The organism is Kineococcus gurbantunggutensis, from assembly GCF_050871925.1.
Taxonomy (GTDB): Bacteria; Actinomycetota; Actinomycetes; order Actinomycetales; family Kineococcaceae; genus Kineococcus.
In genome coordinates this window covers 21,596-34,556 of the sequence record NZ_JBJLSG010000023.1, presented here as the reverse complement: position 1 = coordinate 34,556, position 12,961 = coordinate 21,596, and the positions used below count along the sequence as shown (strand labels likewise).

12 protein-coding genes are annotated in these 12,961 nt (G+C 79.0%); 7 read left to right on the top strand and 5 right to left on the bottom strand.

The features are described 5' to 3' along the window. Positions 1 to 2: 2 nt before the first annotated feature. From ACRYR7_RS06580 to ACRYR7_RS06570, 3 genes are read right to left on the bottom strand one after another with little or no spacing between them, the layout of a single operon-like run. Positions 3 to 1,196, bottom strand: a complete 1,194-nt coding sequence (locus ACRYR7_RS06580; protein ID WP_432571271.1) for an anhydro-N-acetylmuramic acid kinase — start codon at positions 1,194 to 1,196, stop codon at positions 3 to 5. Further along, entirely contained in the window at positions 1,196 to 2,191 is a 996-nt protein-coding gene (murQ, locus tag ACRYR7_RS06575) for an N-acetylmuramic acid 6-phosphate etherase (protein ID WP_432571270.1), read from the bottom strand. The genes ACRYR7_RS06580 and murQ overlap by 1 nt, the downstream gene beginning before the upstream one ends. Continuing rightward, complete coding sequence (locus ACRYR7_RS06570) at positions 2,188 to 3,090, bottom strand: MurR/RpiR family transcriptional regulator (protein ID WP_432571269.1); 903 nt, start codon at positions 3,088 to 3,090, stop codon at positions 2,188 to 2,190. The genes murQ and ACRYR7_RS06570 overlap by 4 nt, the downstream gene beginning before the upstream one ends. A gap of 123 nt (positions 3,091 to 3,213) precedes the next feature. Here ACRYR7_RS06570 and ACRYR7_RS06565 point away from each other — a divergent pair, with 123 nt between their 5' ends. Both ACRYR7_RS06565 and ACRYR7_RS06560 read left to right on the top strand, forming a co-directional pair. Beyond that, positions 3,214 to 4,257, top strand: a complete 1,044-nt coding sequence (locus tag ACRYR7_RS06565) for an SIS domain-containing protein (protein ID WP_432571268.1) — start codon at positions 3,214 to 3,216, stop codon at positions 4,255 to 4,257. Continuing rightward, the gene (locus tag ACRYR7_RS06560; RefSeq protein ID WP_432571267.1) at positions 4,254 to 5,396 is read left to right on the top strand and encodes an N-acetylglucosamine-6-phosphate deacetylase; all 1,143 of its coding nucleotides are present in this window, start codon (positions 4,254 to 4,256) and stop codon (positions 5,394 to 5,396) included. Before ACRYR7_RS06565 ends, ACRYR7_RS06560 begins: the two co-directional genes overlap by 4 nt. Before the next feature lie 31 nt (positions 5,397 to 5,427). Here the strand turns inward: ACRYR7_RS06560 and ACRYR7_RS06555 are convergent, their stop codons facing one another. Further along, positions 5,428 to 6,966, bottom strand: a complete 1,539-nt coding sequence (locus tag ACRYR7_RS06555; RefSeq protein ID WP_432571266.1) for an APC family permease — start codon at positions 6,964 to 6,966, stop codon at positions 5,428 to 5,430. A 182-nt stretch (positions 6,967 to 7,148) separates the two neighbouring features. On the opposite strand from ACRYR7_RS06555, the gene ACRYR7_RS06550 reads away from it, so the two are divergent. The 3 genes from ACRYR7_RS06550 (at position 7,149) to ACRYR7_RS06540 (ending at position 9,940) form a co-directional block, all read left to right on the top strand. Next, positions 7,149 to 8,087 carry a universal stress protein gene (locus ACRYR7_RS06550; protein WP_432571265.1) on the top strand — a complete coding sequence of 313 codons (939 nt, stop codon included), beginning with the start codon at positions 7,149 to 7,151 and terminating at the stop codon, positions 8,085 to 8,087. 108 nt (positions 8,088 to 8,195) lie between these two features. Continuing rightward, a complete protein-coding gene (locus ACRYR7_RS06545) occupies positions 8,196 to 8,585 on the top strand; it encodes an STAS domain-containing protein (protein ID WP_432571264.1) in 390 nt (129 codons plus the stop codon). A 152-nt stretch (positions 8,586 to 8,737) separates the two neighbouring features. Then, a complete protein-coding gene (locus ACRYR7_RS06540) occupies positions 8,738 to 9,940 on the top strand; it encodes an MFS transporter (protein WP_432571296.1) in 1,203 nt (400 codons plus the stop codon). A 73-nt stretch (positions 9,941 to 10,013) separates the two neighbouring features. Here the strand turns inward: ACRYR7_RS06540 and ACRYR7_RS06535 are convergent, their stop codons facing one another. Beyond that, positions 10,014 to 10,967 carry an exopolyphosphatase gene (locus ACRYR7_RS06535; protein ID WP_432571263.1) on the bottom strand — a complete coding sequence of 318 codons (954 nt, stop codon included), beginning with the start codon at positions 10,965 to 10,967 and terminating at the stop codon, positions 10,014 to 10,016. A 206-nt stretch (positions 10,968 to 11,173) separates the two neighbouring features. Here ACRYR7_RS06535 and ACRYR7_RS06530 point away from each other — a divergent pair, with 206 nt between their 5' ends. Then, complete coding sequence (locus ACRYR7_RS06530; RefSeq protein ID WP_432571262.1) at positions 11,174 to 12,613, top strand: sensor domain-containing diguanylate cyclase; 1,440 nt, start codon at positions 11,174 to 11,176, stop codon at positions 12,611 to 12,613. Continuing rightward, positions 12,610 to 12,933, top strand: a complete 324-nt coding sequence (locus ACRYR7_RS06525) for a hypothetical protein (RefSeq protein ID WP_432571261.1) — start codon at positions 12,610 to 12,612, stop codon at positions 12,931 to 12,933. The genes ACRYR7_RS06530 and ACRYR7_RS06525 overlap by 4 nt, the downstream gene beginning before the upstream one ends. Positions 12,934 to 12,961 lie beyond the last annotated feature (28 nt).

The following is a 12,961-nucleotide window of genomic DNA, read 5'->3' as shown; positions in this document are numbered from 1 at the left end:
GCTCAGCCGGCGGCGGGCTCCAGCACCAGCGAGCGCGGCGGCGCCACCGGTCCCGGGCGGGGCACGCCACCGTCCGGGGCCGGGGTCACGCGCCCCAGCACTCGCGCCCCGCGCGCGCCGGTGCACCCCGGTTCGCTGCCGGGCAGGCCGTGCAGCCCCGCCCAGCCCAGCAGCGCGAACGCCACCGCCTCCTTGGCGTCGGGCGGGCAGCCCAGCTCCCCGCTGGTGACCACGGCCACCCCGGGCAGCCGCTCGGCGAGCGCGGCCAGCAGGACGGGGTTGCGCACGCCGCCGCCGGAGGCGAGCAGCCGCTCCAGGCGCGCCGGGCGCACGGCGTCGGCGACGGTGACCGCCGTCAGCGCCGTCAGCGTGGCCACCAGGTCCGGCAGGTCCGGGCGGCGCCCGGTGCGCGCCAGCGCCTCGGCGACGTGACCGCCGTGGAAGAGCTCCTTGCCGGTGCTCTTGGGCGCCGGGCGCGCGTAGTACGGCTCGGTGAGCAGGTGCGCCAGCAGCACCTCGTCCACGGTGCCCGCGGCGGCCAGGCGCCCGTCGCGGTCGAAGGCGCCCGGCACCGAGGGGTCGGCGGCCACCACCGCGTCGACCAGCGCGTTGGCCGGGCCGGTGTCCCAGGCGCGCACCGCCTCCCCGGGCGCGCACACAGTGACGTTGGCGATGCCGCCGAGGTTCAGCGCCCCGGCGCGGCGCCCGGCCGCGGTCAGCGGGGCCAGCAGCAGCCGGTCCAGGAACGGCACCAGCGGCGCGCCCTGCCCGCCGGCGGCGACGTCGGCGGCGCGCAGGTCCGAGAGCACCGGCAGGCCGGTGGCCTCGGCGATCCACGCCGGCTGCCCCACCTGCAGGGTGCCCAGCGCGCGCCCGTCGCGCACCCAGTGGTGCACCGTCTGCCCGTGGCTGCACACCGCGTCCACCGCCGTGCCCGGCGGCAGCGCCGCCAGCGCCGCCAGCGCGGCGGCGGCGAACTCCTGCCCGACGCGGGTGTCCAGCTCGCACAGGGCCGCCGCGCTGGAGGGGTTCGGCGGCAGCGCGGCCACCAGCGCCGCGCGCAGCGCGGGGGAGTAGGGCACCGAGCCGGTGTGCTCCACGCGCCCGCGCAGGTGCGCGCCCTCGGCGCGGAAGCGCACCACCGCGGTGTCGATCCCGTCGTGGGAGGTGCCCGAGATCATCCCCAGCACGCGCATCAGCGCACCCCCGGCACCCGCGAGAGCCGGCCGCCGGCGGCCTCCAGCGCCCGGCGCGCGGCGTCGGCGTCCACGCCCAGCGCCAGCGCCGCGATCGCCGTCTTGGCGTGCCAGCCCGCCGCGCGCAGCGCCTCCTCGGCGCGCGCCCCGTCCACCCCGGCGGCCGCCTGCACGATGCGCACCGCGCGCCGGCGCAGCTTGGCGTTCGTGGCGCGCACGTCGACCATGAGGCTCCCGTGGGTCTTGCCCAGGCGCACCATCGTCAGCGTCGAGACCGTGTTGAGCACCATCTTCGTGGCGGTGCCCGCGCGCATCCGGGTGGAGCCGCGCAGCACCTCCGGGCCCACGACGACCTCCACGGCCAGCTCGCACGCCGCCGACAGCGGCGTGCCCGCGTTGCAGGACAGCCCCACCGTCAGGCAGCCCAGCTCCCGGGCCCGGCGCACCGCCCCCAGCACGTAGGGGGTGCGCCCGCTGGCGGCGATGCCCACGACGGTGTCCAGCGGCCCGGCGCCCAGCGCCTCCACGTCGCGCGCGCCGGCGCCGGCGTCGTCCTCGGCGGCCTCCACGGCGCTGGTCAGCGCGGCCGGCCCGCCGGCGATGAGCCCGACGACCACGCCGGGGTCGGTGCCGAACGTGGGCGGCACCTCGGCGGCGTCGAGCACGCCCAGGCGCCCGGAGGTGCCCGCCCCGACGTGGACCAGGCGCCCGCCGCGGGCCATGCGCTCCGCGGCGGCGTCCACGACGGCGGCGATCGCGGGCAGCTGCGCGCGCACCGCGGCGGCCACCTGCGCGTCGGCGTCGTTGACCAGCCGCACCAGGTCCAGCGTGCCCATCGCGTCCAGGTCCGCCCCGGCGCCGTCCAGCGCCTCGGTGGTCAGCGCGTCCAGGCCCGCGCCGCTCGTCCCGCCCGTCCCGCCCGTCCCGCCCGGTCCGCCCGCACCGTCCCCACCGCCCGCACCGTCCTCACCGCTCGTGCCGATCGTGCCGCTCACCGTCGCCCCTCCCGCTCGCCGACCGCCTCGTACGTCGCCCGCAGCGCCGCCACCGCCGGGGCGCCCAGGCGCTGGGCGACGGCGGCCAGCAGGCAGTCCGCCAGGAACAGGGCGCTGGCCCGTCCCGCGGTGGCCCCGGCGCGGTAGGCGGTCTCGCGCCCGGCCGCGACCAGGACGTGCTCGGCGGTGCGCGCCAGCGGGCCGGTGGCCGAGCCCGTCACGGCCACCACGCTCGCGCCGCGCTCGCGGGCCCGCCCGGCGGCGGCCAGCACCTCGCGGGTGCGCCCGGAGTGGCTGACGACGAGGGCGGCGTCGCCCGGGCGCAGCAGGGCGCTGCTGACCAGCGCCGCGTGCGGCTCGGTGCGCAGCCGGCTGAGCAGCCCCAGCCGCGAGGCGCCCAGGTCGACGTGGCGGGCGACCAGCGCGGAGACGCCCACGCCGTAGCAGTCCACGACGCGCGCGCCGGCCAGGGCGGCGGCGGCCGCGGCCAGGGCGGCGGTGTCCAGGGCGGCGGCGGTGGCGGTGACGGCCTCGCGCTCCAGCGCGGCCAGGGTGGCCACGACGGCGCCGAGGTCGCCGCCCTCGGCGAGGTCGCCGGTGATCAGCGCGATGGGCTCGTCGGCGCCCGCCCCGCCGCCCGCCCCGCCGGCGGCCGCGGCCAGCGCCAGGCGCAGCTGGGGGTAGCCGGCGAACCCCAGCGCGCGGGCGGTGCGCACGACGGTGGCCTCGCTGGTGCCGGCGCGCCCGGCCAGGCCGGTGACGGTGAGCTGGGCGGCGCCGGCGGGGTCGTCCAGCAGCGCGCGCAGCACGCGGGCGCCGGAGGCGGTGGCGCCGGGCAGGGCGCCGAGCAGGTGGGTGCGCAGCGCGCCGGGTGGCGGCGGGGCGCCGGGGTTCGGCACGTGGACCCTCCCGGGACGGCGGGGCGCCGGGCGGGGACGGTCGCCCGCCGGGCTCTGGCAAGAACTTTCATCGGCGTGTACGTTCGTGTCAACTTCCTTCACCGACGTCCCCGGGAGACCCGCGTGAGCACCCCGCCCCGAGGCCACCTGGTCCGCTCCGAGATCGCCGAGCAGCCCGCGGTCGCCGAGCGCGTCCTGTCCGCCGCCGGCGGGGAGCTGGCCGCCGTGGCCGCCCGCCTGCGCGAGGCCGCCCCGCGCACCGTGCTGCTGACCGCCCGCGGCACCAGCGACCACGCCGCCCTGTACGCCAAGTACCTGATCGAGGTCGGCCTGGGCCTGCCCGCCGGGCTGACCTCCACCTCCACCCTGACCGTCTACGGCGCCACCCCGGACCTGCGCGGGGTGCTGTGGATCGCGGTGAGCCAGTCCGGCGGCTCCCCGGACCTGGTGGAGTCCACCGCCGCCGCCCGCCGCGCCGGCGCGCTGACCCTGGCCGTCACCAACGACCCCGCCTCGCCGCTGGCCGGCGCGGCCGAGCTGCACCTGGACGTGCACGCCGGCCCGGAGCTGGCCGTGGCCGCCACCAAGAGCTACACCGCCCAGCTGCTGACCCTGTGGCTGCTGGTCACCACCTGGCGCGGGGCCGGCACCGACCCCGCGCACGCCCTGCCCGGGCTGCTGCGCAGCGCCGTGGAGGCCGACGACGTCGCCGCGGTCGCCACCCGCTACCGCTTCGTGGACCGCCTGGTGGTCACCGCCCGCGGGTACTCCTACCCCACCGCGCGCGAGGCCGCGCTGAAGCTCATGGAGACCTCGTACCTGTCGGCGCAGGCCTTCTCCGCCGCCGACCTCATGCACGGCCCGCTGGCCATGGTCGACGCCGACCGCCCCGTCATCGCGGTCGTGCCCGAGGGCCCCGGCGGGCAGGCGATGGCCCCGGTCCTGCACGCCCTGCGCGAGCGCGGCGCCGACGTGTGCGCGGTCGCCCCGCCCGGCCTGGCCCCGGGGGCCACCGTGCGCTTGGCCGTGCCCGCCGGGATCCCCGAGGACCTCGCGCCGGTGGTGCAGATCGTGCCCCTGCAGCGCCTGGCGCTGGAGATGGCCGTGGCCCGCGGGCTGGACCCCGACGCCCCCCGCGGGCTGCGGAAGGTCACCCAGACCCGGTGAGCACCGGCACCGTCCTGCTCACCGGCGGCGACGTGCGCACCGGCCGGCGGGCCCTGCCCGGCGGCTGGGTGCTGCTGCGCGGCGGGCAGGTCCTCGCCCTGGGCGCCGGCGAGCCGCCCGCCGCCACCGCCGCCTCCGCCGCGGAGGTCGTCGACGCGCGCGGCCGGCTCGTCGTGCCGGGGTTCGTGGACCTGCACTGCCACGGCGGCGGCGGCGCGGAGTTCGGCGGCACCGGCGCGGGCGCCGTCGCCGCCGCGCGCACCGCCGCCGCGCTGCACCGCGCGCACGGCACCACCACCCTGGTCGCCAGCCTCGTCAGCCGCCCCGTCGACGAGCTCGCGCAGACCCTCGCCGCGCTGGAGGACCTCGTCGCCGACGGCGTCCTGGCCGGCGTGCACCTCGAGGGCCCCTGGCTCAGCCCCCACCACCGCGGCGCGCACGACGCCGCCCTGCTGCGCGAGCCCGAGCCCGCCGACGTGGACCGGCTGCTGCGCACCGGCCTGGTGCGCGCGGTCACCCTGGCCCCGGAGCTGCCCGGCGGTCTGGCCGCCGTCGAGCGCGTCGCCGGCCACGGGGCCGTGGCCGCCGTCGGGCACACCGGCGCCGACGAGGCCGTCGCCCGCGCCGCCGTCGACGCCGGCGCGCGCCTGGCCACCCACCTGTTCAACGCCATGCCGCCGGTGCACCACCGCGACCCCGGCCCGGTGCTGGCGCTGCTGGAGGACGAGCGCGTGGCCGTGGAGCTCATCGCCGACGGGGTGCACCTGCACCCGCTGACCGTGGCCCACGCCGCCCGCAGCGCCGGGCCGGGCCGCACCGCCCTGGTCACCGACGCGATGGCCGCCGCCGGCGCGCCCGACGGCACCTACCGCCTCGGCGGGCTGGAGACCGTCGTCGAGGCCGGCGTGGCCCGCCTGGCCGGCGGCGGCGCCATCGCCGGCAGCACCCTGACCCTGGACCGCGCGCTGCGCTTCGCCGTGACCGACGCCGGCGTCCCGCTCGAGGACGCCCTGGCCGCCGTCACGAGCACGCCCGCGCGGCTGCTGGGCCGCGCCGACCGCGGCCACCTGGAGGTGGGCGCGACCGGCGGCGCGGTCGTCCTGGACGCGCGGCTGCGCCCGGTGCGGGTCCTCGCCTGACCCGCACCGGGCGCAGCCGGGGCACCTGCGCTCACAGACCGCCGACGGGCGGCTCACCGGTGTCCGGCACCAGCACGGGGGTGTCCTCGCGCAGCGTCTGCCCGCGGAAGAACGCCCGCAGCCGCACCGCGCACAGCAGCATCAGCGGGATCCCCAGCACCAGCATCCCCACGCCGATGACGAACACCCCGCCCAGCGTCCCGAAGCGGGTGTTGCCGTACTCGGGGTCGAGCATGTCCACCGCGCTCTGCCCGAACGCCCACAGCATCGCCAGGCCGCCCACCAGCGGGAACACCCCGCGCATCAGCGCGTCGCGCACCGAGCGGGTCAGGGTCCGGCGGAAGAACCACACGCACGAGAACGCGGTGACCCCGTAGTAGAACGCCACCGCCAGGCCCAGCGAGGCGATGGAGTCCTGCAGCGCGTTCTGGCTCACCACGGAGAGCACCACGTAGAAACCCACCGCCGCCGCGCCCATGACGGCCGTGCCGAACGAGGGCGTGCGGTACTTCGGGTGCACCCGCGCGAACCGCTGCGGCAGGGCGCCGTAGACGGCCATCGACAGGGTGCCGCGCGCCGTCGGCAGGATCGTCGTCTGCGTGGAGGAGGCCGCCGAGACCGCCACCGTCAGCAGCAGCAGCGAGGAGGCCACCGCCCCGCCGACCGGGTCGCCCAGCACGCTGAGCACGTCGTCGGCGTTCTCCTCGTTGCGCAGGCCGATGCCGGTGTCGCCGAAACCGGCGTACGCCTGCACCGCGACCGCGACGAGCACGTACGTCACCAGCAGGATCACCGTGGCCAGCAGCGCCGCCCGGCCCGGGGTGGAACCGGAGTCGCGCGTCTCCTCGGTGACCGCCAGGCAGGCGTCCCAGCCCCAGTAGATGAACACGCACAGGATCACCGCCTCGGCCACCGCCGAGGCGCTCACGCCCACCGGCGAGAACCACTCCCAGCGCGGCCGCACCGCCTGCGGGCCGGCGTTGCCGGTCAGCACCAGGTACAGCGCCGCCACCGCCAGCACGCCCAGCACCACGAACTGCACGATCACCAGGACGTTCTGCACCTGCTCGGAGATCTTGATGCCGCGGTAGCTCACCCAGGTCATCCCCGCGATGAACACCACGCCCAGCAGCACCCGCAGCACCGGGTGGTCGGCGGCGCCGCCCAGCCCGAGGAACCGCAGCGTGTACACCGCGGAGATCTCCGCGACGTTCGCCAGCACGATGATCGCCGAGACCGCCACGCCCCAGCCGCCCATCCAGCCCACCCACGGGCCGAACGCCTTCGTCCCCCACGTGAACGTCGTCCCGCAGTCCGGCGCCGCGCGGTTCAGCTCCCGGTAGGCGAACGCCACCAGCAGCATCGGCGCGAACGCCACCAGGAACATCGCCGGCGCCCTGTCGTGCACCGCCAGCACCACGTACCCCAGGGTCGCCGCCAGGCTGTACACCGGCGCCGTCGCGCCCAGCCCGATGACGGTGTTCCCCCACAACCCCAGGGCCGCCGGCCGCAGGCCCTTGCCGTTCTCCACGACCGTGACGGCGCCGTCCGCGCCCTGCCGCTCCGCCAATTCTGCTCCTCGCGCCCGGGCCAGATCCAGCCGGCAAGGGTATCCCGCGTTCAACCACCCCCGGCGCGCCGGAGCGCGTCGCCCCGCCCGCCCGGCGCCCTGTTGTGCGAGCGCCCGGGGAGGCGGACGATCGGCACAGGGTGGGACCGCGCCCCGCCCCCGGACCGCGAGGAGGCGGTGTCGTGGACGAGCAGACCCCCGGCGTGCTCGATCGGGGGGCGCCCGGCGGGCGCACCACCGTCGGCTGGTCCGGTTCCGGCGCCTCGCGGCGCGCGCTGCGCTGGGCGCTGCTGGAGGCCTCCGCCGCCGGCGGGGCCGTGCACGTCGTCGCGGTCGACCCCCCGCACGGCGAGCCGCAGCCCGCCGCGCGCACCCGCGGCGGCCCGCCGCCGCGCCTGACCGTCCTGCCCTCCGCCTCCCTGGCGCCCGCGCTGGCCGAGGAGCTGGCGCACCTGCCGGGACGGTGCCCGCCGGTGACCACCTCCGTCGTCACCGGCGACGCCGCCACCGGCCTGCTCGTGGCCGCCGCCGCCGGCGGCTGGCTCGTCCTGGGCTGCGGCCGGCGCGTGGCCGCCCTCGGCCCCGGCGACGGGCACGTGCTGCGCCGCTGCGTGCCCCGCTCGCCCGTGCCCGTCGTGCTGGTGGGCCCGCAGGCCGTGCTGGCCGCGCCGCGGCGCCTGCTCGTCGTCTCCGACGCCGCCTTCGCCGCCGCCTCCGACGCTGCGGTGGACTTCACCGCCCGCCGCGCCGCCGCCACCCGCTGCGGGGTGCGGCTGCTCACCGCCTGGACCTCCCCGCCGGAGCCGCCCGGCCGCGCGCGCCGCTCCCCGGTGGCGCTGCAGCGGCACCGCACCACCCGCGAGCGCCTGGCCGCCGCCTCGCGCCGCCCGGTGGTGGCCGACCTCGTGCACGGCCGCCTGGGCGACGCCGTGGCGCGCGGCGCCCACGTCGGCGACCTCGTCGTGGCCGCCACCGCGGACGCCGCCGCGCTGCCGCTGCGCACGCTGCGCGCCCCCGCGGTGCTCGTGCCGCCCGCCTCGCGCACCGTCGTGCTGCCGGACGCGGGGACCGCGGCCGCCGGCGCGGTGGACGTGCGGGCGCGCGGGGCGGTGCGCGGGTGAGGGGGATCGACGCCCGCTGCGCGGCGGTCTACGGTGGGGGCGGCTGAAACGCCAGCCGCCCGAGCCGCGCGACGGCCACGCCGCGCGGCCGCACCGACGGGGGTGCCCGTGCCCGCCCTTCCCCTCAACACCCGCTTCCCGCTGACCCCGGCCGCCCGGGGGCCCCACCCGGCCGACGCCGACGAGGCGCAGCTGCACCTCGCCCTCGACGACGGCCCCGGCCCGCGCTGCGCCCACCTGCGCGCCCGCGGCGAGCTGGAGGCCTCCACCGCCCACCTGCTGCTCGACGCCGTCGACGGCTCCGTGCGGCGCGGGCGCCACGACCTCGAGCTGGACCTGGCCGACGTCGTCTTCTGCGACGTGCGCGGCATCGACGCCGTCCTCACCGCCCGCGTCAGGCTGCGCGCGGCGGGCGGTGAGCTGCACCTGCAGGGGGTGCGCCCCTTCCTGCACCACGTCCTGCGGGTGCTGCACCTGGACGAGGTCGTCGCCGGCTGACCCCGCCGGCCGACCCCGCCGGCCGACCCGCCCGCTGACCCCGCCCGCTGACCCCGCCAGCGCCGCACGGGCGCGGGCGGCGCCCGTGCGGCACGCTGGCGCCGTGACCGTCCCCGCGCCCCGCCCGGCGCCCGCCCGCCGGCCCGGCCGCGCTGGCTAGCACCGGCTGGGACCGCTCCTGGCGCGCCCTGGCCGCCGTCTACGCCCCGGCGGCGCTGTTCAGCACCAGCCAGGGCGCCGTGCTGCCGGTGCTGCCGCTGACCGCGCGCGCCGTGGGCGCGCCCGTCGCGGTGGCCGCCCTCGTCGTCGCCCTGCTGGGCGTGGGGCAGGTCGCCGGCGCCCTGCCCGCCGGGGCGCTGACGGCCCGGGTCGGCGAGCGCCGGGCGATGCTCGCGGCCGCCGCGGGCTCGGCCGCCGCCCTGGCCGGTGCGGCCCTGGCCCGCTCGGTCGCCGTGCTGGCGCTGTGCGCGCTGGCGCTGGGCCTGGCGGCGGGGGTGTGGGGGCTGGCCCGGCAGTCGTACCTGACGGCGGCCGCGCCGGTGCACGTGCGGGCCCGGGCGCTGTCCACCCTGGGCGGGGTCGGGCGCATCGGGCTGTTCGCCGGGCCCTTCGCCGGCGCCGCCGGCAGCGCCGCCCTGGGCCGGCCCGGCCCCTACGCCGTGGCCGGCCTGGCGGTGCTGGCCGCGGCCGTCGTCGTGCTCGTGCTGCCCGACCCGCAGGCACCGCCGGAACCGGGCGCGGCGGGGGGCGACCCCGCGGCGCCGGGGCGGCGGGCCGGGGTGCTGGCCGTGGCCCGCGAGCACGCCCGGCTGCTGGGCACGCTGGGCGCGGCGGGCCTGGCGGTGCAGGCGGTGCGCCAGTCCCGGCAGACGGTGCTGCCGCTGTGGTGCGAGCAGACCGGCCTGGACGCCACCGCCACCAGCCTGGTGGTGGGCCTGTCCGGCGCGGTGGACACCGCGCTGTTCTACCCGGCGGGCGCGGTGATGGACCGCTTCGGCCGCCGCGCCGTGGGGGTGCCCTCGATGCTCGTGCTGGGCGCCGCGCACGCGCTGCTGCCGCTGGCGCACTCCGCCGGCGCGGTGGCGCTGGTGGGGGCGCTCATGGGGCTGGGCAACGGCATGGGCGCGGGGCTGGTGATGACGCTGGGCGCCGACGCCGCCCCGCCCGGGCGGCGCGCGCAGTTCCTCGGCGCCTGGCGCCTGGTGACGGACACCGGCGTGGCCGCCGGGCCGCTGCTGGTGGGCGCGGCCGCCGGGGCCGCCGGGCTGGCGGTCGCCGGCGGCGGGGTGGCGCTGCTGGCGCTGGGGGCCGCGGCCGCCCTGGCGGCGTGGGTGCCGCGCGGGCGCCCCCGCTGAGCAGCGCCGCGACCGGTGCGAGCGGTGCGGCCGGTGCGCGCGGGCCGGGCCGGGCGGCCCGGCCCGGGAGGGCTCAGCGCTCGGCGCGCAGGGCCGCCACGAGCTCGGGCAGGACGGCGGCCGCCCGCTCGTGCGGGACCTGGCAGGTGCCGGCCGCGACGTGACCGCCGCCGCCGTGCGCCAGGCACACCGCGCCGACGTCGGCGGGGGAGGTGCGGTCCACGATGGACTTGCCGATGGCGAACACGGTGTTCTGCTTGGCCCGGCCCCACATGACGTGGATCGACACGCGCGCCTGCGGGAACAGCGCGTACACCAGGAAGCGGTTGCCGGCGTGGATGACCTCCTCCTCGCGCAGGTCCAGCACGGCGACGTCGCCGTGCAGGGTGGTCACCCGCTCCAGCTGGGCGCGGAACAGCTCCGCCTGCGAGCGGTACAGCTCCACGCGCTCGGCGACGTCGGGCAGGGCGAGGATCTCGTCGACGTCCTGGTACGTCATGCAGTGCTCGATGAGCTGCATCATCAGCTGGTAGTTCGAGATCCGGAAGTCGCGGAAGCGGCCCAGGCCGGTGCGGCTGTCCATGAGGAAGTTCAGCAGCGTCCAGCCGGTCGGCTCCAGGATCTCCGTGACGTCGTAGGCCGCGGAGTCCGCCTGGTCCACCGCGCGCATCAGCTCGTCGGAGACCTTCGGGAACCGCGCCGCACCGCCGAAGAACTCGAACACCACGCGCGCCGCGGAGGGGGCCTCGGCGTCGATGACGTGGTTGGCGGCCCCGCCGGCGCGCAGCGTCTCGGAGTGGTGGTGGTCGAAGACCACGTGCGCGCGCGCGTCGTAGGGCAGGTTCGTCAGGACGTCCCGCTCCGTGATCTCCACCGTGCCGTCCTGCACGTCCTTGGGGTGCACGAACGTGATCTCGTCGACGAGGTCGAGCTGGCGCAGCAGCACCGCGCACACCAGCCCGTCGAAGTCGCTGCGGGTCACGAGGCGGTACGGGCCGGCGGACAGGAGGTTCTCCGGAGCGGTCACGGCTGTCCCATCGGCACGCGCACCGCCCACCTTGAGCCCCGCGCGCCGGATTCCCCGCGCCGGATTCTCCGCGGCGGGTCCGCGCGACGGGTCCGCGACCCCCGCGCCGGCGTGCCCCCCGGCGGGGGGAGGCCCCTCGCGCCGCTGGTCCGGGCAGGTGTCCGCCGCACCGCCGCGGCCGGTCGCGGCGCTACGCTCGGGACACCATGGCACTTCGCGCGGGCCGGGAGCGGGACGAGCCGCCGGCGGACGACGGGACCCCCGGCACGCAGCCCGTGGACCCGTTCACCACGATCTTCACGGCCTCGCCGGTGCCCATCGGGCTGTGCGAGGGCGGCGTCTTCATCGCCGTGAACCCCGCGCTGTGCGAGCTGATGGGCCGCCCGGAGTCCGAGCTGCTGGGCTCCTCCACGGTGCCGTTCACCCACCCCGACGACCTGCACGTCAACCGGGACATGGAGGCGGTGCTGCGGGCCGCCGGGGAGCGCGGCGAGCGGGCCGTGCAGGTGCAGAAGCGCTACCTGCGCCCCGGCGGCGAGGTCGTCTGGGTGCGGCTGACGGTGGCGACGACGCCCGGCCCGCACGGCAGGGAGTGGACCCTCATCCACCCCGAGGACATCACCGCCCGCCGGGCCGCGGAGCTGGCCCTGCGCCGCTCGCAGGCCAACCTCACCGCCCTGAACCTCATCGCCCGCCGCGTGCACGCCGGCGAGGACCCCCGCCAGCAGGCGGTGGACTCGGTGCGCTCGGTGGCCGGGGCCGTCGCCGCCGTCCTGCTCGAACCGCGCCCGGTCCCCGAGCCGCTGGACGGCGAGCCGGCGGAGCTGGTGGTGACGGCCGTGTCCTCCGCGCACTCCGGCACCGCGCCCGTCGGGGACGCCGTCGCGCTCGACGGGCCCTCGTGGAGCGCGGCCAGCTACCGCTCCGGCGAGGTCGTGCTGGTGCCGGACTGCGCGGGCGACCCGCGCGCCGCCCACGAGCCCGCCGGGGTGCGCGAGGCCGTCTCGCTGCTGTGCCGGCCGCTGCCCGGTCACGGCGCGGTCGGCGCGGTGCTGCTGGTGTGCTGGGACCGCCGCGTCGACGACCTGGACGACGAGTCGGTGGGCGCGGTGGTGCAGCTCGCCGAGGGGGCCGCCGCCGCCCTGGAGCACGCCCGCGTGGTCGCCGAGATGGAGGCCTCGGCCGTCACCGACGCGCTGACGGGCCTGCCGAACCGGCGCGGCTGGGAGGACAACCTGGTCCGCCTCGCCGCGGTGTGCGAGCGCGACGGCGAGCCGCTGACCGTGGCCGTCCTGGACGTCGACCGGTTCAAGGCCTACAACGACGCCGAGGGCCACCTGGCCGGGGACCGGCTGCTGCGCGAGGTGGCGCGCCTGGTGCGCCACGAGCTGCGCACCGGCGACGTCGTGGCCCGCTGGGGCGGGGAGGAGTTCACCCTGGCCCTGCCCTCCTGCTCCGCCGACGACGCGCGCGCCCTGCTGGAGCGGGTGCGCCTGGCCGTGCGGGCGGCCCGCAGCTGCAGCACCGGCTTCGCGACCCGCCGGCCCGGCGAGCCGCTGGCGGTGCTGCTGCGCCGCGCCGACGACGCGCTCTACGCCGCCAAGCAGGCCGGGCGCGACCGCGTCCTGGACGCGCGCGAGCTGTGAGGGGCGGGGACCGCGCGGTCCGCACGATCCCCCTGGCCGCTCCCGCGGTCGCGGTCCTGGCCGCCGTCCTCCTCCTCTCCTCCCCGCAGGGCCCCGGCGTCGTCCGCTGGCTGCTGGCGGCGCTGGTCCCGGCGAGCGGCCTCGCCGGGGCCCTGGCCGCCCTGGCCGCCCTGACCTCCCTGGACCGGCGGGGGGAGCCGGGCGCGGCGGGCTCGCGGCGCCGGGACCTGCTGCTCCTGGCCCTCTCCGTCGACGGCCTCATCGCCCTGGGGTCCGTCCCCGCGCTGTGGGGGATCGCCGTCCTGGTGGGCGGTCCGTGAAGCGGGCCGCCGGCCGGTCCCCGGGGCA